Source organism: Pseudomonas sivasensis (genome assembly GCF_052938085.1).
In genome coordinates, this window is record NZ_CP176442.1 from 5,900,606 (window position 1) to 5,925,855 (window position 25,250).

The 25,250-nt window shown below is 59.6% G+C and carries 20 protein-coding genes, 1 tRNA gene and 1 pseudogene; 15 read left to right on the top strand and 7 right to left on the bottom strand.

Features of this window, described 5'->3' with window-relative positions:
• The first annotated feature begins 52 nt into the window (after nucleotides 1–52).
• The 5 genes from ACKZ62_RS27080 (at nucleotide 53) to ACKZ62_RS27100 (ending at nucleotide 7,711) form a co-directional block, all read left to right on the top strand.
• The gene (locus ACKZ62_RS27080; protein WP_032884990.1) at nucleotides 53–1,405 is read left to right on the top strand and encodes a TolC family outer membrane protein; all 1,353 of its coding nucleotides are present in this window, start codon (nucleotides 53–55) and stop codon (nucleotides 1,403–1,405) included.
• A gap of 45 nt (nucleotides 1,406–1,450) precedes the next feature.
• Nucleotides 1,451–3,604, top strand: a complete 2,154-nt coding sequence (locus ACKZ62_RS27085; protein WP_032884989.1) for a type I secretion system permease/ATPase — start codon at nucleotides 1,451–1,453, stop codon at nucleotides 3,602–3,604.
• Entirely contained in the window at nucleotides 3,594–4,970 is a 1,377-nt protein-coding gene (locus tag ACKZ62_RS27090; protein WP_032884988.1) for an HlyD family type I secretion periplasmic adaptor subunit, read from the top strand. The genes ACKZ62_RS27085 and ACKZ62_RS27090 overlap by 11 nt, the downstream gene beginning before the upstream one ends.
• 121 nt (nucleotides 4,971–5,091) lie before the next feature.
• Nucleotides 5,092–5,167 (top strand) — tRNA-Thr (locus tag ACKZ62_RS27095).
• A gap of 414 nt (nucleotides 5,168–5,581) precedes the next feature.
• The gene (locus ACKZ62_RS27100) at nucleotides 5,582–7,711 is read left to right on the top strand and encodes a M48 family metalloprotease (protein WP_447096080.1); all 2,130 of its coding nucleotides are present in this window, start codon (nucleotides 5,582–5,584) and stop codon (nucleotides 7,709–7,711) included.
• Nucleotides 7,712–7,784: 73 nt separating this feature from the next.
• Here ACKZ62_RS27100 and ACKZ62_RS27105 read toward each other — a convergent pair whose 3' ends face one another.
• Nucleotides 7,785–9,077, bottom strand: coding sequence for an OprD family porin (locus ACKZ62_RS27105; RefSeq protein WP_032884986.1), 1,293 nt, complete (start codon nucleotides 9,075–9,077; stop codon nucleotides 7,785–7,787).
• 410 nt (nucleotides 9,078–9,487) lie between these two features.
• Here ACKZ62_RS27105 and ACKZ62_RS27110 point away from each other — a divergent pair, with 410 nt between their 5' ends.
• Nucleotides 9,488–11,557, top strand: a complete 2,070-nt coding sequence (locus tag ACKZ62_RS27110; protein WP_447096081.1) for a TonB-dependent receptor — start codon at nucleotides 9,488–9,490, stop codon at nucleotides 11,555–11,557.
• A 90-nt stretch (nucleotides 11,558–11,647) separates the two neighbouring features.
• Here the strand turns inward: ACKZ62_RS27110 and ACKZ62_RS27115 are convergent, their stop codons facing one another.
• The 3 genes and pseudogenes from ACKZ62_RS27115 to ACKZ62_RS27125 form a co-directional block, all read right to left on the bottom strand.
• Nucleotides 11,648–11,863 carry a hypothetical protein gene (locus tag ACKZ62_RS27115; RefSeq protein WP_032884982.1) on the bottom strand — a complete coding sequence of 72 codons (216 nt, stop codon included), beginning with the start codon at nucleotides 11,861–11,863 and terminating at the stop codon, nucleotides 11,648–11,650.
• A gap of 234 nt (nucleotides 11,864–12,097) precedes the next feature.
• On the bottom strand, nucleotides 12,098–13,204 hold the full coding sequence (aguA, locus tag ACKZ62_RS27120; protein ID WP_032884980.1) for an agmatine deiminase: 1,107 nt from the start codon (nucleotides 13,202–13,204) through the stop codon (nucleotides 12,098–12,100).
• Nucleotides 13,205–13,326: 122 nt separating this feature from the next.
• Nucleotides 13,327–13,949, bottom strand: a pseudogene (locus ACKZ62_RS27125) (aminotransferase class III-fold pyridoxal phosphate-dependent enzyme); the annotation flags it as partial.
• Nucleotides 13,950–14,267: 318 nt separating this feature from the next.
• On the opposite strand from ACKZ62_RS27125, the gene rfbB reads away from it, so the two are divergent.
• Genes rfbB through ACKZ62_RS27160 form a run of 7 tightly spaced genes read left to right on the top strand, consistent with a single transcriptional unit; the run spans nucleotide 14,268 to nucleotide 21,327 of the window.
• Nucleotides 14,268–15,350 (top strand): dTDP-glucose 4,6-dehydratase, encoded by a 1,083-nt coding sequence (gene rfbB / locus ACKZ62_RS27130; protein WP_447096082.1) that lies wholly within the window; start codon nucleotides 14,268–14,270, stop codon nucleotides 15,348–15,350.
• Entirely contained in the window at nucleotides 15,347–16,219 is an 873-nt protein-coding gene (gene rfbA, locus ACKZ62_RS27135) for a glucose-1-phosphate thymidylyltransferase RfbA (RefSeq protein ID WP_447096083.1), read from the top strand. The genes rfbB and rfbA overlap by 4 nt, the downstream gene beginning before the upstream one ends.
• Entirely contained in the window at nucleotides 16,216–16,761 is a 546-nt protein-coding gene (rfbC, locus tag ACKZ62_RS27140; RefSeq protein ID WP_032884972.1) for a dTDP-4-dehydrorhamnose 3,5-epimerase, read from the top strand. Before rfbA ends, rfbC begins: the two co-directional genes overlap by 4 nt.
• Nucleotides 16,758–17,627 (top strand): dTDP-4-dehydrorhamnose reductase, encoded by an 870-nt coding sequence (rfbD, locus tag ACKZ62_RS27145; RefSeq protein ID WP_447096084.1) that lies wholly within the window; start codon nucleotides 16,758–16,760, stop codon nucleotides 17,625–17,627. Before rfbC ends, rfbD begins: the two co-directional genes overlap by 4 nt.
• Nucleotides 17,628–17,663: 36 nt before the next feature.
• Nucleotides 17,664–19,472 (top strand): sensor histidine kinase, encoded by a 1,809-nt coding sequence (locus tag ACKZ62_RS27150; RefSeq protein WP_032884970.1) that lies wholly within the window; start codon nucleotides 17,664–17,666, stop codon nucleotides 19,470–19,472.
• Nucleotides 19,469–20,845, top strand: coding sequence for a sigma-54-dependent transcriptional regulator (locus ACKZ62_RS27155; protein WP_032884969.1), 1,377 nt, complete (start codon nucleotides 19,469–19,471; stop codon nucleotides 20,843–20,845). The genes ACKZ62_RS27150 and ACKZ62_RS27155 overlap by 4 nt, the downstream gene beginning before the upstream one ends.
• Nucleotides 20,846–20,871: 26 nt before the next feature.
• Entirely contained in the window at nucleotides 20,872–21,327 is a 456-nt protein-coding gene (locus tag ACKZ62_RS27160) for a YiiD C-terminal domain-containing protein (protein WP_447096085.1), read from the top strand.
• 127 nt (nucleotides 21,328–21,454) lie between these two features.
• On the opposite strand, the gene cysQ is transcribed toward ACKZ62_RS27160, so the two are convergent.
• The gene (gene cysQ, locus ACKZ62_RS27165) at nucleotides 21,455–22,291 is read right to left on the bottom strand and encodes a 3'(2'),5'-bisphosphate nucleotidase CysQ (RefSeq protein WP_032884967.1); all 837 of its coding nucleotides are present in this window, start codon (nucleotides 22,289–22,291) and stop codon (nucleotides 21,455–21,457) included.
• The gene (gene nudE / locus ACKZ62_RS27170; protein ID WP_032884966.1) at nucleotides 22,288–22,854 is read right to left on the bottom strand and encodes an ADP compounds hydrolase NudE; all 567 of its coding nucleotides are present in this window, start codon (nucleotides 22,852–22,854) and stop codon (nucleotides 22,288–22,290) included. The genes cysQ and nudE overlap by 4 nt, the downstream gene beginning before the upstream one ends.
• Before the next feature lie 87 nt (nucleotides 22,855–22,941).
• Between nudE and yrfG the strand changes: the two genes are divergently transcribed.
• Nucleotides 22,942–23,604: a GMP/IMP nucleotidase gene (yrfG, locus tag ACKZ62_RS27175; protein WP_447096086.1), complete on the top strand. Its 663-nt coding sequence runs from the start codon at nucleotides 22,942–22,944 to the stop codon at nucleotides 23,602–23,604.
• 108 nt (nucleotides 23,605–23,712) lie between these two features.
• Here yrfG and lysM read toward each other — a convergent pair whose 3' ends face one another.
• Nucleotides 23,713–24,153, bottom strand: coding sequence for a peptidoglycan-binding protein LysM (gene lysM / locus ACKZ62_RS27180; RefSeq protein WP_095186282.1), 441 nt, complete (start codon nucleotides 24,151–24,153; stop codon nucleotides 23,713–23,715).
• A gap of 132 nt (nucleotides 24,154–24,285) precedes the next feature.
• Here lysM and ACKZ62_RS27185 point away from each other — a divergent pair, with 132 nt between their 5' ends.
• Complete coding sequence (locus tag ACKZ62_RS27185) at nucleotides 24,286–25,173, top strand: LysR family transcriptional regulator (protein ID WP_032884960.1); 888 nt, start codon at nucleotides 24,286–24,288, stop codon at nucleotides 25,171–25,173.
• The last annotated feature ends 77 nt before the right edge of the window (nucleotides 25,174–25,250 follow it).

Here is a 25,250-nt window from a genome sequence, read left to right on the forward strand (position 1 = left end):
TTCCAAGTTTGTTGCGGTTTTTCAGGCAACCAATCCCCGGGGAAACATCAGAATGCGTTTGCACCTTCTTAAAGCTGTGCCTTTTGCTCTAGCCGCCAGTTTCGTCCAGGCTCAGACCCTGCCCGAAGCCATGCAAGATGCCGTGAAAAACCACCCGGAGATCCAGGCCGCAATCAATGCGCGCATTGCTGCTGACTATCAGGTCAGAGAGGCCCAGGGCGGTTACCTGCCTAAAGTCGACCTGCTGGGCGGCTATGGCCGTGAAAGCTCGGACAACACCTCGACCCGTGCCGCCAGCAACAGCCACGATTGGAAAACCTTGAACCGCGGCGAATCGACCATCCGCCTGCAACAAAATTTGTTCCAGGGGTTTGGCACCATCAATGAAGTCGGCCGCCAACAAGCCACCGCCAATTCCCGTGGGTATGCGCTGCTCAATACTTCCGAGCGCACCGCACTGACCGTTGCTCAGGTTTATCTGGATGTCTTGACCCGTCGCGAGATGGTGCAGTTGGCAGAAGACAACCTGAAGAGCCACGAACGCATTTTTGACCAGATCAAACTGCGCACCAGCCGTGGCGTCGGAAGAATGGCGGACATGGACCAGGCTGAAGCCCGACTGGCTCAGGCGCAAAACAACCTGATCACCGAGCAGACCAACCTCGCTGACGCCAACACCAACTACCTCAGCGTTGTCGGCAAAGAGCCCGACCAACTGGAACGCCCACTGGGCGTGGTGACCCTGCTGCCAGCCAGCCTGGAAGACGCGCGCCGCCAGATGATTGCTGACAGCCCGGTGCTGCGCTCGGCCGAATCGGACATCGCCGCTGCCGAAAAGCAGTACGAAGCCGCCAAGTCGACCTTCTACCCACGCTTTGATGCAGTGCTGCAACGCTCGGCCAACAACAACATCGGCGGCGAAGAGGGCCATGACAATGGCTACTCCGCGATGCTGAACATGCAGTTCAACCTGTATAACGGCGGCAGCGACAAGGCCAGCCTGCAGTCCAAGGCTTCCCAGGCCACCCAGGCGCTGGATATCCGCAACAACGCCTTGCGCCAGTTGAACGAAGAATTGGGCCTGGCGTGGAACGCTTACAACAACGCCAGCCAGCAAGTGCCAATCGCGCAGCAGTACGTCGACCGCAGCACCAAAGTGCGCACCTCGTACCAGCAGCAGTTCAGCCTCGGTGAGCGTACACTGCTCGACTTGCTCGACAGCGAGAACGAACTGTTCACTGCTCAGCAACGTTTGGCGCAGATCAAAAGCCTCTACGTTTACACCCAGTACCGTATCAAGGCCGACATGGGCCAATTGCTGAGAAGTCAGGGCGTAGTCGCTCCGATGGCATCAGTTGTGCAAAACGATATTAAACCGTCGGTAAACCTGCCAGGGATGAACTGATTCTTGACGGCGTTGGACCACACAACCGTTTAAGAGAGAGTCAGCTTGGATTCCGAAATAGGTTTGGCGCCACTTCACCATGACCCGCGCGCTCAGCATGACGACCCATTGCTAGATGGGTTGTTGGCTCTCTGTTCGCTGCATTACAAGCCTGCCAGTCGGGCCATGCTGACCACCGGCCTGCCCTTGGCGGGGCAGCGCCTGAGCCCGGACTTGCTGCCGCGCGCAGCAGCCAGGGCGGGTTTGCAGGGGCGTTTGCTGCAGCGCAAGCTGGAGCAGATCCCGTCCATCGCATTGCCGGCCTTGTTGCTATTAAAGGAAGGACGCAGTGCGGTGCTGTTGGGATGGGAGGGTGATACCGCCCGCCTGCTGCTCAGCGAAAGCGACGGCGGCGAAGTCCAGGTCACCCGTGAGGCGCTGACTCAGGATTACAGCGGTCGGGTTTTCTTCGCCCAACCGCAGCATAAATTTGACGTCACCAGCGGCACGCTGATCCCCCGCGCACGTTCGTGGTTCAAAGACACCCTCAAACGCTCCCGCTGGCTGTACGCCGACGCTATCGCAGCAAGCCTGGTGATCAACCTGATCGCCCTGGCTGCGCCGTTGTTTGTCATGAACGTGTACGACCGCGTCGTGCCGAACCAGGCCACCGCCACCCTGTGGGTGCTGGCCATCGGTATTTGTGGCGCCTACCTGTTCGACCTGCTGCTCAAGAGCATGCGCAGTCTGTGCCTGGACCTGGCGGGCAAGAAAACCGACCTGATCATTTCCGCGACGCTGTTCGAGCGCATCGTGGGTATGTCGATGAAAATGCGCCCGGCGCGCGTCGGCAGCTACGCCTCCAACATCCACGAGTTTCAGGGGATGCGCGACTTCCTCACCTCCCTGACCCTCGCCAGCCTGATCGATTTGCCCTTTACCCTGATCATCCTCGGCGTGATCGCGCTGCTGGGGGGCCACTTGGTGTGGATTCCCATCGTCGCCTTCCCACTCGCCCTGGGCATCGGCCACTTCCTGCAAAAACCGCTCACGGCAACACTTGAGCGCACCATGGCCCTGGGTGCCGAGCGTCAATCGAGCCTGATCGAGACCCTCGCCGGGCTGGACGCGGTAAAGGTCAACAACGCCGAAAGCGAACGTCAGTACCAGTGGGAACAAACCATTGGCACCCTCAGCCGCCTGGAACTGCGAGTCAAAGTGCTGTCCGGCCTGGCGATGAACATCACCTTGCTGATCCAGCAAGTGGCGGGCGTGGCGATGATTATCTTCGGCGTGTACCAAATCATCGATGGCACCCTCAGCATGGGCGGCCTGGTGGCGTGCTACATGCTCAGCGGCCGTGCGCTTGGCCCGTTGGCCCAGCTGTCGGGCCTGCTGACGCGCTACCAGCAAGCCAAGGTGACGATGGTCTCGGTGGACCAGATGATGGAACTGCCGCAGGAACGCAACTTCGACGAACGCCCGCTTAGCCGCAAAACCCTGCAAGGCGCGATGACGTTCCGCGAAGTCGACTTTACCTACCCGAACCAGCAGACCCTGGCTCTGCGCGGGATCAACCTGAATGTTCGTCCCGGCGAGAAAATCGGCATCATCGGCCGCAGCGGCTCGGGCAAAAGCTCGCTGGCCAAGCTGCTGGTCGGCCTGTATCAGCCGGACTCCGGCTCGTTGCTGGTGGACGGCGTAGACATCCGCCAGATCGACGTCAGCGAATTGCGCCACAACATCGGCTACGTCGCCCAGGACATCCAACTGCTGGCCGGCACCTTGCGTGACAACCTGGTCTCGGGTGCGCGCTACGTGGACGATGAGATGGTGCTGCAAGCCGCAGAACTCGCCGGCGTGCATGAGTTCGCCAGGCTGCACCCACAAGGTTACGAGCTGCAAGTGGGCGAGCGCGGGCAGAACCTCTCCGGCGGTCAACGCCAGAACGTTGCCCTGGCCCGTGCGCTGCTGCTGAACCCGCCGATCCTGCTGCTGGACGAACCCACCAGCGCTATGGACAACACCGGTGAAGAGCGCCTCAAACAGCGCTTGCAGTCGGTGATCGAAAACAAGACGGTGATTCTCGTCACCCACCGTGCTTCGCTGTTGAGCCTGGTAGATCGCCTGCTGGTGATCGACCGTGGCCAGATCCTCGCAGACGGTCCAAAAGCGGCCGTTATGGAAGCGCTGAAAAAGGGGCAGATCAGTGTTGCTTAAGTCCGGCCCAGGCCGTTGGAAAGACGTCATCTTCCGCTACTTCAAGGGCAGCGACTCGCTCGATGATCAACCACTGCCCGAAGTCGAAAAGGCGCTGATCGACGACGCACCACGCATCGTGCGCCTGACCATCTGGGCCGTGATCGGCTTCTTCGTGTTCCTGCTGCTGTGGGCACACTTCGCGATCATCGACGAAGTGACCAAGGGCGAAGGCAAGGCGATCCCCTCGTCGCGCATCCAGAAGATCCAGAACCTGGAGGGCGGCATCGTTGCCCAGATTTACGTGCACGAAGGCCAGATCGTCGAAGCCGGCGCGCCGCTGATTCGCTTGGATGACACCCGATTTGCCTCCAACGTCGGCGAAACCGAAGCCGACCGCGTGGCCATGGAACTGCGCGTGGAGCGTCTCAGCGCGGAAGTCGATAACCGCCCGCTGAACATCACCGATGCCGCACGCAAAGCCGTGCCTAACCAGGCCTCGAACGAAGAATCCCTGTACCTCAGCCGCCGCCAGCAACTGGCTGATGAGATTGGCGGGCTGCAACAGCAACTGCTGCAACGCCAGCAAGAGCTGCGCGAATTCAGCTCCAAGCAGGAGCAATACCGCAACAGCCTGAACCTGCTGCGCCAGGAGATCGGCATGTCCGAGCCACTGGTACAGCAAGGCGCAATCTCGCCGGTAGAAGTGCTGCGCCTCAAACGCTCGGAAGTTGAAACCCGCGGCATGCTCGACGGCACCACCCTGGCCATCCCCCGCGCCCAGGCGGCGATCAACGAAGTGCAGCGCAAGGTCGACGAAACACGCGGCAAATTCCGCAGCGAAGCCCTGGCCCAGCTGAACGAAGCCCGCACCAACCTGAGCAAGGCTCAGGCAACGTCCAAAGGCCTGGAAGACCGCGTCAGCCGCACCATGGTCACCTCGCCCGTGCGCGGTATCGTCAAGCAGATGCTGGTCAACACCGTCGGCGGCGTGATCCAGCCCGGCAGCGACATGGCCGAAGTCGTCCCACTGGACGACACCCTCCTGGTCGAAGCGAAGATCCGCCCACAAGACATCGCCTTCCTGCACCCCGGCCAGGAAGCCATGATCAAATTCACCGCCTACGACTACACCATCTACGGCGGCCTCAAAGGCAAACTCGAAACCATCGGTGCCGACACCGTGATGGATGAAGAGAAGAAAAACACCTTCTACATCATCAAACTGCGCACCGACCGCAGCCACCTGGGCACCGATGAAAAACCGTTGCTGATCATCCCCGGCATGGTGGCGTCGGTGGACATCATCACCGGCAAGAAGAGCATCCTGAGCTACCTGCTCAAACCGATCATCAAATCCCGTGCAGAGGCAATGCACGAGCGTTGATTCTTGGCGGGTGGCGCGCAGAAATGTGGGGAGATTTGCGAAAACTTGGGTTTTCGCAAAAATAGTCAGATTTCAGGGGTTTACAGAACCTTTTCAGTCGCTATAATCGTCGCCCTAACACGCCGGTATAGCTCAGTTGGTAGAGCAACTGACTTGTAATCAGTAGGTCCCGGGTTCGACTCCTGGTGCCGGCACCATACAAGGTTCCTTAGAAGGCTTTCAAAATCTCTGGAACCCCCGAAAAACCCGCCTTCTGGCGGGTTTTTTCGTTTTGGCGTTCCGTGGACTCCGCCAAAACCTTATGGATACCATCGATTTTAGGGGTCAGGTAGTTAGATAAAGAGGGAGTGTTCTTAAAGCGCACACCACTGCCCCGCTCTCCGATTCGGCTTGCCGTTCAGCCAAGTCCACCGCCGCACCTAGCTTTTAGACGACGACGGCCGCGCCATATAAGACAAAGCCCCTGTAGAAATGCAGGGGCTTTGTTGTTTCTGGAGTTCCACCCTATCAGCCCGAACCTGCCATCGGCGGGCAATAGATCAAAATGCCCCTATCCCGTCGTTTCCGCTTTTTCGGTATAACCAATTCCCTCGCGTTGTGAACGGACCTCTATGAACGCTTTGAAGTTGATCTTCCTACTGGTGATTTTCCCGTTGCTGCTGACAGCCCTGGGTGGCTGGGAGCGCGAGCGGGCGGAGTCCGCTACTGCGGCGTCGATTGATTACCAGCGCCACCTCGTTACTTATAAACAACAGTTGCAAGAGGTGGCGGCCATGCAACCTGTGCCCACCGCTGATGCGCCAGAGGGGCTGATCAGCGTTCAGGAAGCCATCGCTCGACTGGAAAGAAACGAAGCTGAATTGCCCACTGCGCAACGCGTCAATCATGCACGGCGCGTCATCGCGCTCTGGGTGATAGGCCTGGGACTGGTCGCCGCTTTGATTGGTGTAACCGCATTGCTTGCTACGCACTGGGCGGGACGACGTGCGCAGCAATCGCGCGAAACATTGTTGCAGGTGTTCTCCATCGGCAGCCGATCGTTGCCCTACGTGCTGGTGAGCCATGTGGTGGCAATGGCGGCGACCGTCGCCTTGGCGTTGAGCTACGAAGGCTTGGCGATGTGGCATATCGGCCGGCTGGGTAGTGGCGAGGTCAAGCTGATGGCGGTGCTAGGGGTCATTGCGGCGTTTTGCTTGTACTCGATCTGGCAGTTGCTTAAACAGTTGCGCCACATGCTGGGGATGTTCACGCCTGAACCGCTGGAGATGTTCGGGCAGGTGGTGACGCCCGAGCAGGCGCCGGGGTTGTGGCGCCATGTGAACGAAGTGGCGGGCAAACTCGGCGCGCTGCCACCGGACCATATTGTGGCGAGCCTGGCTCAGGGCTTTTACGTGACGTCCAGCGAGGCCACTGTGCAACCGGCGAACACTTCGCTGCAGGGGCGCACCTTGCATGTGCCGCTGTTGTTCCTGGGCCTGTTGAGTCGCGAGGAAGTCGGCGCGGTGATCGGCCATGAGCTGGCGCACTTTGCTGGGAAAGACACGGAATACAGCCTGCGTTTTTTGCCGATCTACGACGGGGTCAATCGCAGCCTGGAAGCGCTGTTGAACACGATGCTGGCCAGCGATGTTATCCAGGGATGGCTGATGCGGCCGTCGTTCATGTTCGGTGTGTTTTTCATGCAGCGCTTTGATGACGCAGTTAACCACTGGAGCCGTGAGCGCGAATTGCTGGCGGATGCGGCTGGTGCGCGACTGGTAGGCAGTACAGCTGCGGCGTCAGCGCTGTTGCGGGTGTCGGTGTTGCAACCGCACATAGAGGACTCACTGCTGGCATTGTGTGACGCTGCCTCGGCGACAGATCTGCCCGACGCCGTGCTCGCGACCTTGCGTGAGTGCCAATTGCAACTGCCGCCCGAAGCCTTGGCGATTCATCAACCGCACCCAACTGACTCCCATCCCTCCAACGGCGAACGCCTGCAGGCGCTCAACGTTTCGCTGGACGATGCCCTGCGCAGCGCAACCCGCGCGGTGGATAGCGACGCGGCGAATGCTCAGATAGATGCCTGCTTCAGCGCACCACAGGCCCTGCGCGCGCAGCTGTCTGGCGACGTGATGGAAGTGGCCGAGTCAGAGAACACCGCGCATACCCATCTGCTGGAAACCCTGGCCGCTTCGACCGAAGGTGATCGTAGATTGCATGAAGGAGGAAAGTGGCGCGGGGTACTGATGGCGCTGTCGGGCCTGCCCTTTGTGTTGGCTGCACTGTTTATCTTGAGCCGGGTCTGGCTCGCCCCGGAGCGTTTGAAAGGCACGCCGCTGTCGGCAGTCGGCGCGGGCGCTTGCCTGGGTGTTATTGGGCTGGCCCTGCTGTGGCTGGGGATCCGCCGATTCATGCGTGCGCCGCAGACCGCATTGCGCCTGACGCCGGAACATTTTGAGTTCAATAACCTGGCGCAGCCGCTGCCCATCGAACATATCGAAGAGATTTCGCTGCAATTCGTCCAGGGCATTTGGATAACGCTTCAATTGACGCCCGAGGCGCCATTACCTGCAACGCGCAAGACAGCGTTCGGCGTTCCCGGTGTGCGAATTAATAAAAAGAAACGCCAAGTGCTGCTGCTGATGGCACAGCTCTGTATCGACAATAAAAAGATAGAGCCCTATGAAGGGTTGTCCTTGATGCTCGACTACAAGAATGCAGCGTTGGCGCGCAAGATTTTGCAGAGCCGCCAGGACTGATACGCGCACATAAAAAAACCCCGAACCAGTCGGGGTTTTTTATCGCCTGGAATCAGGCGCGACGTGCGATCAGTTAGAAAACGTTGATCGGGTAGTCGGCGAACAGACGGATTTCGTTACCGCCTACGTTGTACTTGTCGGCATTGCTGGAAACGCGCAACCACGAGGCACGAGCACGCAGGCTCAAGTCTTTGGCTGGGCCGCTCTGAACGACGTATTTGAACTGGTTGAAGATCTCGCGCTCGGTGCCGTTGCCACGGCCACTGCCGTCGTCAATGTTGGTACCGCGAACGTAGGCCACGTTGTAGGTCAGGCCAGGCACGCCGAAGGTGCTGAAGTCCAGACCGTAGCCGGCTTGCCAGGAGCGCTCGTCCTTGCCGTTGAAGTCGGACCAGTAGGAGTTGGCCAGCAGGATGGTGTTGCCGCCGTCACCGATGCCGGTGTCCACGGTATTGTCACGGTAGCCGCCATACAGGTAACCGGTATCGCCGGTACTGCGCTGATGGGCCAAGGTGAAGCTGTGCGCACCAACAGCCCATGTAGCGCCCAGGCTCCAGATTTTGTTGTCGCGCGCGTCGCCATTACCGCGTTGCTCGGCGAAGCTCCTGTCCAGCTTGGTTTTGTAGCCGTTGAAGTCAAAGGTCAGCGACTGTTTCTCTGGCAGGGCCAGCACGTAGTTGACGTTGACGTATTGCTTCTTCAGCACGTCTTGCATGTCGGAAGCGTACAGCGCAGCCGACAGGCTTTCGGTGAACTTGTAGCTGCCGCCCAGGTAGCTGATGTTCTTCAGGTTACCGCTGTCGGTGCCTTCAGCACCTTTTTGGGCTTCCTTGGTGAAACGACCTGCGTCCAGTTGCAGACCTTCGATCTCTTTGGAAACGATCGAGGTACCGGTGTAGGTTTCCGACAACAGACGAGAGTTGTCGTACTGCAGCACAGGAACGGCCGGCATTTGATCGCCGTACTTGAGCACGGTGTTCGATACGCGGAATTTCACCGCGGCGCCGCCCTTGGCCAGGTCGTCGGCTGCTGCGCCGCTGTCACCTTGCTTGAAGAAGTTAATACCGCCCGCGCCGCTGCGGCCTTTACCACCGTCCAGACGGATAGCGTACTGACCGATCACGTCCACACCCACACCAACGGTGCCTTGGGTGAAGCCGGACTCAAACTTGCCGATGAAGCCCTGGCCCCATTCAGCTTTGTCTTGCTTGCCGTTTTTGTAGTCACGGCTGATGTAAGCGTTACGTGCTGCGATGTTCAGGTGGCTGTCTTCAACGAAACCCTTGGATTGCTCCTGGTCGTTTGCCATTGCTGCCGATGCGCTCAAAATCCCCAGAGCGATCAGACTCATCCGTTGCTTCAACATTTTCTTGTATTCCTTATTTCTGGTTGAGTACGCACTGTGACACCAGGCTCCATGTCGCTTTTCTGGTGTCGACTTTTCCGGAAAAAAGAAGGCCCGCGGACGACTGAACATGCCGCGGGCCTTTTTTTATTAGATGAGTCATGGCGGTTAGCCACAGGCGTTGGGCGCAATCCTAGTCGCGGGTTGAACTATGTGTCAATTTCGCGAATCGTCTGTATTTAGGCGAAATAATTCTAAGCAAAGACCTATAGCCTGTCTGAAAACGACAAAATTCTCGTCGCATACAAGAAAAAAACACATCCAGTAACACATATCAAAGTGGATACGTTTGGCAATAGATAACGCGCGCAAATGCAAAGCATTACCATTAGCGCGTTTTCTCCTCCCAAACATTTTGGATACTTTTCCCAATGCCTGCCCCTCGCCTGACACCCATGACTCTTGGGCTTTCTTTTCTGCTGTCTGCCGGTTTTGCCTGTGCGGCCACCACCTTGCCCGAGACCTCGATCAGCGCCGAAGCTGACGAAGATGACCCGCGCATCAAGGAAACCAGCACCGCCACACGCACCGCCACTCCCGTGCGTTATGTGCCTCAGGCTATTGATTCGGTGAAGACTGAGAACCTGCGTTCATACGGCACCAACGACCTGGGCCAGGCTTTGAGCGGCATCCCCAACGTGAGCAGCGGCGCCGATACACGTTTCGACAGTGTGCGCATCCGTGGTTTTGACGCGAGCAATGACTTCTACCTGGACGGCATTCGCGACGACAGCCAGTACGTGCGCGACCTGCATAACATCGAGCGCATCGAAGTGCTCAAAGGCCCGGCAGCAGTGCTTTACGGGCGAGGCGGTCAGGGAGGGATCGTCAACCGCGTGAGCAAGTTGCCAACGGCCGGGCACAAATCGAGCATCGAGGCGCAAGGCGGCAGCAACGATTTGCGCAGCCTGTATGCCGACCTGAGCACGGACCCCACCGATAACATCAGCCTGCGCCTGAACATGGGCAACCAGGACAACAACAGCTTTCGCGACGACGTGAGCGGCAGTCGCCAACTGTTTGCACCGTCCATGAGCTGGCAACTCACGCCTGACCTGAACTGGCTGGTGCAATACGAATACAGCCGCTACAACCGCACGCCTGATCGCGGCGTGCCCGGCGTCAACGGGCGCCCAGCGGATGTGAGCCGCAGCACCACCTACGGTGACAGCCGCGATTACATCGACGACAAAACCCAGTCCCTGCGCTCCAAGCTCACCTACGAGCTCAACGACAACTGGCAACTGCGCCAGACGCTGGGCGTGTTCAAGCTCGACAGCGATTTCGACAATACCTACCAAACCGGCTACAACCCTGCGAACAACCGCGTGACGCGCCAACGCTGGCAACAGGACCTGACCACCCTCAACATTTTCAACAACGTCGAGCTCGAAGGCAGTTTCAGTACCTATGGCCTGGAACACCGCCTGCTCACTGGCCTTGAGCTGGGCAGCCAACGTCGCGATCCAAAGCTATACAGTGGTGGCCTGACCGTGCCGGCCATTGACCTCAACCAGCCGAATCGTCATTTGAGCCATACCGGGCGGATGAGCGTGTCGAGCAACAACCACACCGAAGTCGAAAGCCGCGCCATTTACGTCCAGGACCAACTGCGCCTGAATGATCAATGGCAAGTGCTGGCCGGCGTGCGTTACGACGTATTTGAAGTGAGCACCAAAAACAAGCTGCTCAATGTTCAGGAGGGGGTCGACAGCCGCAAGGCCAGCCCACGTTTCGGCCTGGTGTGGACGCCTATGGAAAACCACTCGTTCTATGCCTCGTGGAGCAAGACGTTCTCACCGGCAGGGGGTGGTTTGATCGGCATCACCCCGAACGCCGCCGGCAGCGTCAACGACCTGAGCCCCGAGCTGACCAAGCAGAAAGAAATCGGCGTGAAGAGTGACTGGCTCGACGACCGCCTGAGCACCACTCTGGCGGTGTACGAACTGGAACTCTACAACCGCCGCACCAACGACCCGCTTGACCGCACCATCATTCTGCTCAGCGGCCTTCAGCGTTCGCGTGGCGTGGAGCTGACGGCCACCGGCAAGATCGTGGGCAATTGGTATGTACGCGGCGGTGTTGGCGTGCAGGATGCCAAGGTCGAGAAAGACAACAATGGCTTTGAAGGCAAGCGCGTCAGCGACGTCGCCAAGCGCAATGCCAGCCTGTTTATCACCTGGAAACCGGAAATGGGCTGGTACGCAGAAACCGGCCTGACGCTGGTGGGCGACCGTTATGCCGACAGTCTCAACACCGTGGTCCTACCGGGTTATGGCAGTTGGGATGCGCTGGTCGGGTTCCGCCATAAAGAATGGGACGTGCGGGCGGCGCTGAACAACATTACCGACAAGACTTACTACGAATCAGCAACCAGTGTGGCGCAGATTCAGCCAGGGGAGCCGCGTAACCTGGTGGTGACGGGGACTTACAGCTTTTAATTTAAGTGTGGGAGGGGCTGCTTCGCCGCACAACGCAGGCGAGCCCCCTCGCCGCAGCAGGCTCGCTCAAACCTTTGGTGGCCGTGTTGTTCAGTTTTTGAGCAGGTCACACAACGCGTGCACTTCATCATCACTGAACAACCCTACCGGGTAGCGTTCACTCATCACGCTGCGCAGATCCGATTGCCGCCGGACCTGCCGCGCGCCGTGTTCCTTCAACCAGTGCCCCAGCGCATGGATCGTATCGTTGTTAACCCGTAAAGGGTGGAAGGTGCGCGTGTAGATCGGGTTGATATCGGCGTTCATTTCAGCGCTCTCTCCTACTGCTTGAGCGGCTAACTTACTCAAGGTTTATGACAGAACTGTGCAGTTATCACCTTGGGCCACTGAGGCAACACCGATACAAGAGCTATGCCAATGTCGCGTGCTTGCGGGCTTATGGGCACAAAAAAGCCCGCGGCCTTACTGGGCCGCGGGCTTGCTGCAGACGCTGAAACCGAGTAGCACCCGGCCGCCGGAAAGGCGCTGTTACAACTGCACTCAGTTTTTGTGCGGGGCGGGCTGCTGCTGGGTCAGACAGTGGATATTACCGCCACCCAGTAACAGTTCACGGCCCGGCACCATCACCACTTCGTGTTGCGGGAACAGGTTCTGCAGGATGGCCTTGGCTTCGTTGTCCAGCGGGTCGTCGAAGCTTGGCGCGATGATCCCGCCGTTGACGATCAGGAAGTTGACGTAGGAACCGGCTAACCGCACGGTCGGATTACGTTCCTGGGTGCCGTCCACCGGGTCAACACCTGCGCATTCTTCTTCAGTGGCATACAACGGCCCTGGGATCGGCATTTTGTGCACTGTGAATGGGCGGCCCTGAGCGTCGGTGCTGCTTTGCAGCACGTCCATCGCCGCGTGGCAGCGGGCGTAGTTCGGGTCTTGCGCATCGTCGGTCCACGCCAACAACACTTCACCTGGGCGCACGTAGCAGCAGAAGTTATCCACATGGCCGTCGGTTTCGTCGTTGAACAGACCGTCCGGCAGCCAGATGATCTTATCCACAGCCAAGTTGGCGCTGAGCACCGCTTCGATCTCGGCACGGTCAAGGTGCGGGTTGCGATTGCGGTTGAGCAGGCATTCTTCAGTAGTGATCAGGGTGCCTTCGCCATCGACATGGATCGAACCGCCTTCCAGCACAAAACCTTCGGTGCGATAACGCGGTGCTCGCTCGATTTCGAGGATCTTGCCGCCCACCTGCGAGTCGCGATTCCACGGCGAGTAGAGGCCGCCATCAAAACCACCCCAGGCGTTGAAATCCCAGTTCACGCCGCGCACTTCGCCGCTGTTGTTGATCACGAACGTCGGGCCAGTGTCACGTACCCAGGCGTCATCGCTGGACATTTCCACCACACGAATATTCGGCACGTCCAAACGGGCGCGGGCGTTTTCGTACTGGCCGGCAGAAACCGCCACGGTCACCGGCTCAAAACGCGCGATGGCCTTGGCCACTGCCACATGAGCCGCCTGCGCCGGTTTACCACCCAGACGCCAGTTGTCCGGGCGCTCGGGCCAGACCATCCAGGTTTGCGTCTGTGGTGCCCATTCGGCGGGCATATGGAAGCCATCGGCGCGGGGGGTGCTGTGCAGGGTGGTCATGGCGATCAGGACTCCGAATGGGGGAAAAGGCCGACTTTATAACGGATAAAAATCGGCTTTAAAAGCGATCAAAAAGCATGATCGATAAATATGACAGGTAATAGCCGATAACAATCGATTAATTACAGTTGCTCATCGAGTACCTTCGACAACATGTCGACAAAAAAATCCACGCTGCGTTTAGACGTAACCATCGGCGGCTTGATCTTGAGGATGTTCAGGTAGTCACCAGTAGGTTGCATGAAAATCCCCAGCTCGCGCAGGCGGTCACATAGCAACGTGGTCTCTTCGGTCGCCGGTTCCAGGGTTTGTCGATCGCGAACCAACTCCAGGCCAAGATAAAAACCGGAACCGTGAACCGCGCCCACCAAGGGATGGCGATCAATCAGTGCTTCCAACCGCGCCTTGAAATGCCCTCCGACAACTTTGGCGTTTTCCCACAGTTTTTCTTCCTCCATCACGCCCAGCACCGCCATGCCGATGCGGCAACTCACTGGGCTGCCCCCGACGACGAGAAGAAATACCCTTCAGCCTCCAGTGCCTCGGCGATCTCCCGCCGGGTAATCACTGCACCCAACGGCTGGCCGTTGCCCATGCCCTTGGCCATGGCCATGGTGATGATGTCAGGTACCACGCCCTGCTCTTCAAAGCCCCAGAAAAAATGCCCCATGCGGCCATAGCCCACCTGCACTTCATCGGCGATGCAGACGCCGCCCTGAGCGCGAACCAACCCGTAAACCTGCTCAGCGCCCTGATGACCTTGGGTACGCGCACGCCCTGCAGTGTGTTGAGGGCTGCGAGCTGGAGCTGCAACTCCACAGCGGCGTAGTCGCCCCGGCAGATTTTCAGAACAAACCGGCCGCGGGAGCTGTCGACTTTGTAATTGAGGTCTTGCTGGCTGCCCAATGACTGCAACGTGCCAGAAAGGCCGTTTTTTAGACGTGTATATCGCCATTGTTCAGGGGGCTTGCGCAACCCCCACATGCACACGGTCCTGACCAGCGCCACAACACAAGCTATGCTCCATTCGCTAAACGTCCGCCTAAGGAAAAGGGCCCCAGTCATGCGCATTCTCATTACCGGTGGCGCCGGTTTTATCGGTTCTGCTTTGATACGTCATCTGATTCAGCACACCGAGCACGAAGTGCTCAACCTGGACAAACTCACCTACGCCGGCAATCTGGAATCGCTAACCAGTATCGCGGCCAATAGCCGCTATGAGTTCGTACAGGCCGATATCATCGACCAAGCCACCGTCAGCGCAGTGCTCGCGCGCTTCGAGCCTCAAGCGATCATGCATCTGGCCGCCGAATCCCACGTCGACCGTTCGATTGACGGCCCGTCGGATTTTATCCAGACCAATATCGTCGGCACCTACAGCCTGCTGGAAGCCGCCCGCGGCTACTGGCAAACCCTTTCCGGGCCAGACAAGAGCGCGTTTCGCTTCCACCATATTTCTACCGACGAGGTCTACGGCGACCTACACGGCGTGGACGATCTGTTCACCGAAACCACGCCCTACGCGCCCAGCTCGCCCTACTCTGCCAGCAAAGCCGCGTCCGACCACTTGGTCCGCGCCTGGCAACGCACCTACGGCCTGCCCGTGTTGCTGACCAATTGCTCCAACAACTACGGCCCCTTCCACTTTCCTGAAAAGTTGATTCCGCTGGTGATCCTCAACGCTCTCGCGGGCAAGCCTTTGCCGGTCTATGGTGATGGCTTGCAAGTGCGCGACTGGCTGTTTGTCGAGGACCACGCCCGAGCGTTGCTCACCGTCGTGACGCACGGCGTAGTCGGCGAGACCTACAACATCGGCGGCCACAACGAGCAGCAGAACATCGATGTTGTGCGCAGCATCTGCAGCCTGCTGGAGGAATTGGCACCCCACCTTCCGCACGGTGTGGAGAAATACGCCGACCTGATCACGTTCGTGAAAGACCGTCCGGGCCACGACCAACGCTACGCGATCGACGCCAGCAAAATCGAACGCGAACTGGGCTGGGTACCCGAAGAAACCTTTGAAACCGGGCTGCGCAAAACCGTGCAGTGGTACCTCGATAACCTGGAATGGTGCCGCAGGGTTCAGGATGGGAGTTATCAAGGTGAACGATTGGGCAATACCGACACGAGGGATCTGATTGCATGAAAGGAATCGTATTGGCCGGTGGCTCCGGCACACGCTTGCACCCCATCACCCTGGGTGTCTCCAAACAACTGCTGCCGGTCTACGACAAGCCGATGATTTATTACCCGATCTCGGTACTGATGCTGGCAGGCATCAAAGAAATTCTGGTGATTTCCACGCCGGCGGACTTACCGCAATACCGCAACCTGCTGGGTGACGGTAGCCAGTTTGGCGTGACGTTCAGCTACGCCGAACAACCGAAGCCGGACGGGCTGGCGCAAGCCTTCCTGATTGGCGAGCAGTTCATCGGCAACAACCCCGTGTGCCTGATCCTGGGCGACAACATTTTCCACGGCCAGCGTTTCAGCGAGCAGTTGCATGCGGCGGTCAATCGCGGCAAAGGTGCCACGGTGTTTGGCTATTGGGTTAAAGACCCGGAGCGCTTCGGTGTGATCGACTTCGACAGCGAAGGCCGCGCCCTGTCCATCGAAGAAAAACCCGCTGTACCGAAATCCAGCTATGCCGTCACCGGCCTGTATTTTTACGACAACGACGTGGTCAGTATCGCCAAGGCGGTCAAACCCTCCGCCCGTGGCGAACTGGAAATCACCGACGTCAACAACGCTTATCTCAAGCGCGGCGACTTGCAGGTGGAGCGCTTCGGTCGAGGTTTCGCCTGGCTGGATACCGGCACCCACGACAGTTTGCTGGACGCGTCGCAGTACGTGCAGACCATCGAGCGTCGCCAAGGTCTCAAAGTGGCGTGCCTTGAAGAAATCGCCTACGGCAACGGCTGGATCGACCGCGACCATTTGTTGGAGCGCGCCAAATACTTCGGCAAGACCGGTTATGGTCAGTACCTGTATTCCCTGGCGGGAGACAACCTGTGAATATCATCGACACCTCACTTCCCGGTGTATTGATCCTCGAACCAAAAGTATTCGGTGACGAACGCGGCTTTTTCTACGAAAGCTTCAACGCCCGAGCCTTTGCAGAGGCTACCGGGCTCAGGCGCGAGTTCGTCCAGGACAACCACTCGCGCTCGCAAAAAAATGTGCTGCGAGGCCTGCATTACCAACTGGAGCACACCCAAGGCAAACTCGTGCGTGTCACCGCTGGCGAAGTGCTCGATGTCGCCGTGGACATTCGCCGCAGTTCGCCGAACTTCGGCCAATGGGTGGGCGTACGTCTGTCGGCACAGAACCGTCGCCAGTTGTGGGTACCGGAAGGGTTTGCCCATGGGTTTGTGGTGCTGAGCGACTACGCCGAGTTCCTTTACAAGACCACCGACTACTACCAGCCGAGCGCCGAGCGCAGCATCCTGTGGAATGACCCGACGCTGGCTATCGACTGGGAGCTGAACGAGCCGCCGCAACTGTCCGCCAAGGACCAGGCGGGCAAACTGCTGATGGACGCCGATCTGTTCCCATGAAGATCCTGATTACCGGCCAACATGGCCAAGTCTCCCAGGCACTGCAAGCGCACCTTCAGGGGCTGGGCGAATTGATGGTGCTCGGCAGCAACCAGCTTGACCTGGCCAAACCGGACCAGATCCGCGAGCAGATCCGCGCCCATCGCCCCGACCTGATCATCAACGCCGCCGCCCACACCGCAGTCGACCAAGCCGAAAGCGAACCAGACGCCGCATTCGCCATCAACGCCATCGCCCCCGGCATCCTTGCGCAGGAAGCTAAGGCCCTGGGGATTCCACTGATTCACTACTCCACCGACTATGTGTTCGACGGCAGCAAGCCTGCGCCCTACACCGAAGCCGACACGCCGAACCCGTTGAGCGTCTACGGCCAGAGTAAGCTGGCGGGCGAGCAGGCCATTGCGGCGGCGGGCGGTCAATACCTGATCCTGCGTACCAGTTGGGTCTACTCCAACCAAGGCAAGAATTTCCTGCTGACCATGCAACGCCTGCTGCAAGAGAAACCGCAGATGCGCATCGTGGCTGACCAAATCGGCGCGCCAACATGGGCCGGGACCATTGCCGGCAGCACCCGCGCACTGATCGAGCGCTGGCTGGCCGGCGAGGCGGGAGAATGGGGTATTTATCACCTCACCGCCCAAGGTGAAACATCGTGGTTCGGCTTCGCTCAGGCGATTGGCGAGCACCTGCACGCCGATGGCAAAGCCTGTGCCGAACTGGAGGCGATCCCATCCAGCGCCTACCCGACGCCCGCCATGCGGCCCTTGAACTCACGCCTCGATTGCAGCCGCTTGCAGCAACAGTGGCACGTCAGCCAGCCACACTGGCAAGACGCATTGCGCGAGTGTCTTGCACAGCAGCACTAGGCATAATGCGCCTGTCCCCATAGGCGCACGACTCCCATGACTCCATCCCTTCCGCGAAGACCCCGCTGGCGCAGCCTCGCCCTGCTGGCATTGTGCCTGGCACCGCTGCTGTGGCCGCTGGAGCACTTGGCCGAGCGCTATTACCGCAGCGAACTGGCCGGGCAGAATCGCCAGACCCTCGACCTCTACGTCGCCAACCTGTTGGGCACCCTGCACCGCTATGAAGTGCTGCCGCAGATCCTCGGCGACTTGCCCGCGCTGCGCACCGTGCTGGATGCGCCGAATGTAAGCTCCCATCAGATCAACGCCAACCTGCTCCTCAAGGACGTCGCCGCCCAGGCCGGGGTTGAAGTGATGTATCTGATGGACACCACCGGCAAGACCCTCGCCGCCTCGAACTGGGATAAACAGGACAGCTTTGTCGGGCGCAATTTCTCGTTCCGCCCGTACTTCAGCGAAGCCATGGCCGGGCGCCTCGGGCGGTTTTTCGGCCTGGGTACTACGTCGGCCAAACGCGGTTATTTCTTCGCCGCCGCCGTGCGCGAGGGCGACAAGATCATCGGCGTGCTGGTGGTCAAGGTCGACCTGGACCATACCGAAAGCCTGTGGGGCAACACGCCTGAACAACTGCTGGTGACTGACCACAACGGCGTGGTGATCCTCACCTCACGCCCGCAATGGCGTTTCCGCGCCACTCGGCCGCTGACCGCTGAAGAACGACAGGCGATCACTGCAATCCAGCCCTACCCGACCCGTGATCCACAGCCGCTGAGCCTGAGCAACACCGCATGGTTGCGCCAATCCACTGCCATCGCCGAGACCGGCTGGAACGTCGAAATCCTCGCGCCCCAATCATTGATCAGCCGCCCGGTGCGCACGGTGGTCGCCGTGGGTGGGGCCACGCTTCTGGTGCTGATGTTGCTGCTCGGTTTGATGATGCAACGACGCCGGCATTACCTGGAGCGCATCGCTTTTGAAGCCAAGGCGCGTCGCGAACTGGAAGCCCGTGTGATCGAGCGGACCAGCGACCTGGAAGGCTTGAACCGCCGCCTCAAACAAGAAGTACTGGAACGCGAACATGCCCAGCAGGAACTGGTGCGCGCCCAGGATGATTTGGTGCAAGCGGGCAAGCTCTCGGCGCTGGGCACCATGTCGGCGAGTATCAGCCACGAACTCAATCAGCCCCTGGCCGCAATTCGCAGCTACGCGGAAAACGCCGAGATCCTGCTGGACCATGAACGCACCGCCGATGCGCGGGGCAACCTTAAGTTGATCAGCGAACTGACCGGACGCATGGCTTCGATCATCGCCCACCTGCGCGCCTTCGCCCGGCGCGACCGGCATGCGCCGGAGAGCGTGGCCCTGCAACCGGCGCTGGACGACGCGCTGGCGCTGCTGGCTAAACGTCGGCGGTCAATGGAGGTGGAGCTGATCCGCGATTTGCCGGAAGCGACCCTGTGGGTACAGGCCGGCGAAACACGGCTGCGCCAAGTGCTGGGCAACTTGCTGGCCAACGCCCTGGACGCCCTCACCGAAAAAGGCCCGCCGCGTAAACTGTGGCTGAGTGCCGAAACCACCGCCCAAGGCGTCAACCTGTACATTCGTGACAATGGCCCTGGGTTTTGCATGGAAGCGTTGGGCCGCGCCAGCGAACCGTTCTACACCACCAAGACCCGCACCCAAGGCCTGGGATTGGGCCTGGCGATCTGTGACACCTTGATGCGTGCCTTTGGCGGCGAACTGTCGTTCGCTAACCACAAGGAAGGTGGCGCGCTGTTAACCCTGAAATTGCGTGCCGGCTCGCCGGGCGTCAGTCTGCAACCGTCCGAGGACCGCAGTGTATGAGTATCGATAACCAGATTCAGGTGGTGTTGATCGACGACGATCCACACCTGCGTCAGGCCCTGTGCCAGACCCTGGACCTGGCCGGGCTGAAAGTCCTGACCCTGGGCGAAGCCACCGGCCTCACCGCGCGCCTGTCGCGGGATTGGCCCGGCGTAGTGGTCAGCGACATCCGCATGCCCGGCATGGACGGCCTGGAGCTGCTGGCCGAACTGCACGGCCAGGATCCAGACCTGCCGGTGCTGCTGATCACCGGCCACGGCGACGTGCCGTTGGCGGTGCAGGCGATGCGCGCGGGTGCCTATGACTTCCTCGAAAAACCCTTCGCCAGCGACTCGCTGCTCGATAGCGTGCGCCGCGCCCTGGCCTTGCGCCGGCTGGTGTTGGATAACCGCAGCCTGCGCCTAGCCCTCAGCGACCGCCAGCAACTGAGCACGCGACTCGTTGGGCACTCACCGCAAATGCTGCGCCTGCGCGAGCAGATCGGCGCGTTGGCGGCGACCAAGGCCGACGTGCTGATCCTCGGTGAAACCGGCGCCGGCAAAGAAGTCGTGGCCCGTGCACTACATGACCTGTCGAACCGACGCAGCGGCCCGTTCGTCGCGATCAACGCAGGTGCCCTCGCCGAGTCGGTGGTCGAAAGCGAGCTGTTCGGTCATGAGCCCGGCGCCTTTACCGGGGCGCAGAAACGCCGCATCGGCAAGTTCGAGTTTGCCAACGGCGGCACCTTGTTCCTCGACGAAATCGAAAGCATGAGCCTGGATGTGCAGGTCAAACTGTTGCGCCTGTTGCAGGAGCGCGTGGTGGAACGCCTGGGCGGCAATCAACTGATCCCGCTGGATATCCGCATTATCGCTGCCACCAAGGAGGACCTGCGCCAGGCCGCCGACCAGGGCCGTTTCCGCGCCGACTTGTATTACCGTCTCAACGTCGCGCCGCTGCGCATTCCGCCGCTGCGCGAGCGCGGTGAAGATGCATTGATGCTCTTCCAGCACTTCGCCGACGAAGCCAGCAGCCGCCATGGCCTGACGTTGCATGAGCTGCAGCCGGGCCAGCGGGCCTTGTTGTTGCGTCACAGCTGGCCGGGCAATGTGCGGGAATTGCAGAACGCCGCCGAGCGCTTTGCACTGGGCCTGGAACTGGCACTGGACAGCACGCCGGACAACCCCGCCAGCAGCGTACTGACCTCCACACCGGGTGGCTTGAGCGAGCAAGTCGAGCAGTTCGAGAAAAGCCTGATCGCTGCCGAACTGACCCGTCCCCACAGCTCCATGCGCAGCCTCGCCGAAGCCCTCGGCGTACCGCGCAAGACCTTGCACGACAAACTGCGCAAGCATGGCCTGAACTTCGCCAACCAAAGCGCCGACGACGAATGACCCTGCCCACCCACCAAGAGGTCCCCATGAGCTGCGACAGCCGTTACCTGGAATCCGTCCTGCACCACGACATCCCCCTGACCCGGGAAATGGGCCTCAAGGTGCTCGACTGGCAAGACAGGCAACTGCGGCTGCACCTGCCCCTGCAGGCCAATATCAACCACAAGAGCACCATGTTCGGCGGCAGCCTCTACTGCGGCGCGGTGCTGGCGGGTTGGGGCTGGCTGCACCTGCAACTGCGTGAGGAAGGGATTGAAGACGGGCATATCGTGATTCAGGAAGGGCAGATCAGTTATCCGCTGCCGGTGACGCATGACGCGACCGCGATATGCGCGGCGCCGGAGGAAAAGGTATGGAAGCGCTTTATCGCGACCTACAAGCGCTATGGCCGGGCGCGGTTGGCGTTGGACACGTGGATCGTGAATGAGGGCAGTGACGAAAGAGCGGTAGCCTTCACTGGCCAATACGTCCTGCACCGCTAGAAGCCAATACACAAAACAAATGTGGGAGGGGGTTTGCTCCCGATGGCGGTAGTTCAGTCACTGCTGTATTGACTGATACACCGCTATCGGGGGCAAACCCCCTCCCACATTTTGATCTGCGATGGTTTTAAGATCTTGCCAAGGTCAGCAACCGCTCACGCCACGCAGCCTTGGCCGGCAACGCCAGAAAAAACGGGTTCAACAACGATTCCCGCGCCGGGTAGCTGAACGGCTCACCACTCAACTCCAGCACCTCGCCCCCCGCACCTTCGAGCACGCCTTGTGCCGCAGCCGTATCCCATTGCGAAGTCGGCGCCAAGCGTGGATAGCAGTCGGCGCTGCCCTCGGCCAACAGGCAGAACTTCAACGAGCTGCCGATATTCGCCAACTTCAACTCACCCACGCCTGCGCTCAACCCGTCCAGCAAACGCTCCTGCTCGGGGCTGGTATGCCGACGGCTGGCAACCACCGTGAATGCCTCACCCGCAGCCGGTGCCTTGCGCACCTGGATCTGCCTGGGCGCTTCGTTCACATCGGATCGCCACGCGCCTAAACCTGCGCCGCCAAAGTAGCAACGGCCACTGGTGGGCATCGACACCACACCGAACACCACGCGGCCGTGTTCAATCAGGGCGATATTGACGGTGAACTCTTCACTGCCGGCGATGAATTCCTTGGTGCCGTCCAGTGGGTCCACCAACCACCAACGCGTCCAGCCTGCGCGCACGCTCTGGTCGATATCAGCGTCTTCTTCGGACAGCACGGGGATGCTCGGGTCCAGCGCGGTGAGGCCAGCGAGAATCAGGTGGTGGGCGGCCAGGTCTGCTGCCGTCACCGGCGAATCGTCGGCCTTTGAAGTCACCGCCACATCGGCGCGCCAGTACGGCAGGATGACTTCACCCGCCTGGCGAGCCAGCTCGATTACAGGGGCGATAAACGGGTGGCCTAAAAACAGTTCGCTCATGCGGTAAACGCTCCACGCTGGATCAACAGATCTCGTACCAGGTACAACGCCGCCAAAGCGCGACCCTCACTGAATTGCTCGTTTTGCGCTAACTGTGACAGCTCGCGCAGATTGACCCGATCCACACGCATCGGCTCGGGCTCATCGCCTTCAAGGCTTTCTTCATACAGGTCAGTGGCCAATACCACTTGGATTTTCTGGCTCATATAACCGGGCGACAGCGACAGCTCGGTAATGTGTTCCAACTGTCGCGCGCCGTAGCCGGCTTCTTCCTTGAGCTCACGATCGGCGGCAGCCAGTACGTCTTCACCCGGTTCGATCAGGCCTTTGGGCAAGGACAACTCATATTCGTCGATACCGCCGCAGTACTCTTCCACCAGCAAGGCATGCTCTTCATCGATCATCGCCACGATCATCACCGCGCCATAGCCGGCACCACGCCCCACCAGGCGCTCGTAGGTCCGTTCAACGCCATTGGAAAAGCGCAACTGCACTTCCTCCACGCGGAACAAACGGCTACTGGCGACTATTTCGCGGGCGAGGACGGTGGGTTTCTGGCGCATGAGCGGCTCCTTGGCGTGATCGGGTTACTATACCGTGGCTTTTCCGATTGTCTGTGTCGGATATCTTTACTTACATGAGACCGCACCATGCCCTCTTTGCCCTGGCACGCCATCGACACTGTCCTGCTGGACATGGACGGCACCCTGCTCGACCTGCATTACGACAACCACTTCTGGATGGAGCACCTGCCCCAGCGCTACGCCGAGCTGCACGGGGTGAGCCGGGCCATGGCCGAGATGGAGTTGCAGCCTCTGTTCGAGCGTAACGCCGGACAGTTGCAATGGTATTGCCTGGATTTTTGGAGCACAGAACTGAAGATCCCAGTGCGTGAACTCAAGCTGGAAACCGCTCACCTGATTGCCCTGCGCCCGGATGCGGATACCTTTCTCGCGGCGATCAAACAGGCCGGCAAGCGCGTGATTCTGATCACCAACGCCCATCGTGATTCGCTGTCGTTGAAGTTGGAACGCATTGAACTGGCGCCGTATTTCGAGCAATTGATCAGCTCTCACGACTACGGTTTCGCAAAGGAAGATCCGCAGTTCTGGGATGCCTTGCAGGCCGACATTCAGTTTGATCCCTCGCGCAGCCTGTTTATCGACGACACCTTGCCGATCCTGCGCAGCGCCCAGGCGTTTGGCGTGGCCCATTTGCTGGCGGTGAAAGAGCCGGACAGCAAAAAAGGGCCGAAGGACACGGGCGAGTTTGCAGCAGTCGGTGACTACCGCGATCTCATTGTCGGGCTCTGACCAAATGTGGGAGGGGGCTTGCTCCCGATAGCAGTGTGTCAGTCAAGGAAGCTTTGACTGACACTGCGTTATCGGGAGCAAACCCCCTCCCATATTTTCGCCCGTGTATTACTCAGGAATACGCAGCGTCTGCCCTGGGTAAATCTTGTCCGGGTTCGACAACTGCGGTTTGTTAGCTTCGAAGATTTTGTTGTACTGATTGGCGTTGCCGTAGACCGCCAGGGATATTGCGCTAAGGGTGTCGCCCTTTTTCACCACGACGAAACGGGCTGCGGCAACTGCCGGGCCGGATACGGTGATCTGGTCATCCACACTGGCCACACCGGCAATATTGCCCGCCGCCAGAATGATTTTTTCTTTCTCTTCCTGACTGGCAACGGTTCCAGTAAGCGTGACCTTGTCACCCTCCACAGTCGCGTGAACATCGGGATTACCCAGCCCGACTTCTTCAATGTGCTTTTTCAGATCATCGCTTGCGTTGGCGTTGCCCGGGGTCAACAGCTTGGCCAACTTCTCGCCTGCTTCCTTAACAAAGCTAAAAAGACTCATCGTACGCGCTCCTTGGTAGTTGATTTCCAGATGCCAAAGACTAGACCAGTCCTACAGATTTGGGTTCCAGCCCGGCCAAAGACCCAAACGCGCTAGAATCCCCCCGCCATTGGAATAAGCCCTGGAGCGAAGATGGACATCAAACAGCTGAAATTCCTGATCGCCCTCGATGAAACCCGGCACTTCGGCCAGGCAGCGGCTCGTTGCCACATTACCCAGCCCACCCTGTCGATGCGCCTGCGCAGCCTCGAAGAAGAGTTGGACTTGCCCCTGGTCAATCGCGGCCAGCGCTTCGAAGGCTTCACCGCACCCGGTGAACGGGTGCTGGCGTGGGCCCGAACAGTGCTGGCGGCGTATGACGGCTTGCAGGCTGAAGCTGCTGCCTGTCGCGGCAACCTGGTGGGTACGTTGCGTTTGGGCGTGGTGCCGCTGTCGAGCTTTGATCCGTTGGCGTTGATGCAACAACTGCATAAAGAACACCCGAGCCTGCGCTTCGAGCTCTCGGCCTTGAGCTCCGAACAGATCCTTGAACAACTTGCGAGTAATCGACTGGACCTGGGCGTCTCCTATCTTGAGCGTTTGGATAATGAACGCTTTGACTCACTGGCCTTGGGCGAAACGCGCATGGGCCTGCTCTACGACCAGCGGTTTTTCAGCTTTGGCGACAAGCCGTTGAGCTGGGAGGCCCTGACCGAACTGCCCCTGGGCATGCTCACCAGTGGCATGCATTTTCGCCAGTCCATCGACCACAACTTCCACAGCCGTGGACTCAATCCCCAACCGCTGCTGCAAACCGATGCCGTCCATCAGTTGCTACAAGCGGTACACGGCGGGCTGTGTTGCGCGGTCATGCCCCTGGACGGTGGCCTGGATGCGCTCACCGAACACCTGCGCCTGCAACCTATCGAGGATGCCCACACCCTTGCGCGCCTGGGGCTGATCATGCGTCGCAGCGCACCGCGCTCCGCGCTGGCAGAGGCATGTTTCGCGCTGTTTCAGAAATCGCAAAACGCGTCTTGATCGACGTCATCTATCGGTAGATCAGTACTGGCAATTAGACGCGACGCTTTGTCGCGCCTAGTCTAAACACTGACCAA

Coding starts and splice junctions, on each gene's coding strand:
- ACKZ62_RS27080 (WP_032884990.1), top strand. CDS start 53: ATGCGTTTGCACCTTCTTAAAGCTGTGCCTTTTGCTCTAGCCGCCAGT.
- ACKZ62_RS27100 (WP_447096080.1), top strand. CDS start 5,582: ATGAACGCTTTGAAGTTGATCTTCCTACTGGTGATTTTCCCGTTGCTG.
- ACKZ62_RS27105 (WP_032884986.1), bottom strand. CDS start 9,077: ATGTTGAAGCAACGGATGAGTCTGATCGCTCTGGGGATTTTGAGCGCA.
- ACKZ62_RS27110 (WP_447096081.1), top strand. CDS start 9,488: ATGCCTGCCCCTCGCCTGACACCCATGACTCTTGGGCTTTCTTTTCTG.
- ACKZ62_RS27115 (WP_032884982.1), bottom strand. CDS start 11,863: ATGAACGCCGATATCAACCCGATCTACACGCGCACCTTCCACCCTTTA.
- aguA (WP_032884980.1), bottom strand. CDS start 13,204: ATGACCACCCTGCACAGCACCCCCCGCGCCGATGGCTTCCATATGCCC.
- rfbB (WP_447096082.1), top strand. CDS start 14,268: ATGCGCATTCTCATTACCGGTGGCGCCGGTTTTATCGGTTCTGCTTTG.
- rfbA (WP_447096083.1), top strand. CDS start 15,347: ATGAAAGGAATCGTATTGGCCGGTGGCTCCGGCACACGCTTGCACCCC.
- rfbD (WP_447096084.1), top strand. CDS start 16,758: ATGAAGATCCTGATTACCGGCCAACATGGCCAAGTCTCCCAGGCACTG.
- ACKZ62_RS27150 (WP_032884970.1), top strand. CDS start 17,664: ATGACTCCATCCCTTCCGCGAAGACCCCGCTGGCGCAGCCTCGCCCTG.
- ACKZ62_RS27155 (WP_032884969.1), top strand. CDS start 19,469: ATGAGTATCGATAACCAGATTCAGGTGGTGTTGATCGACGACGATCCA.
- ACKZ62_RS27160 (WP_447096085.1), top strand. CDS start 20,872: ATGAGCTGCGACAGCCGTTACCTGGAATCCGTCCTGCACCACGACATC.
- cysQ (WP_032884967.1), bottom strand. CDS start 22,291: ATGAGCGAACTGTTTTTAGGCCACCCGTTTATCGCCCCTGTAATCGAG.
- nudE (WP_032884966.1), bottom strand. CDS start 22,854: ATGCGCCAGAAACCCACCGTCCTCGCCCGCGAAATAGTCGCCAGTAGC.
- yrfG (WP_447096086.1), top strand. CDS start 22,942: ATGCCCTCTTTGCCCTGGCACGCCATCGACACTGTCCTGCTGGACATG.
- lysM (WP_095186282.1), bottom strand. CDS start 24,153: ATGAGTCTTTTTAGCTTTGTTAAGGAAGCAGGCGAGAAGTTGGCCAAG.
- ACKZ62_RS27185 (WP_032884960.1), top strand. CDS start 24,286: ATGGACATCAAACAGCTGAAATTCCTGATCGCCCTCGATGAAACCCGG.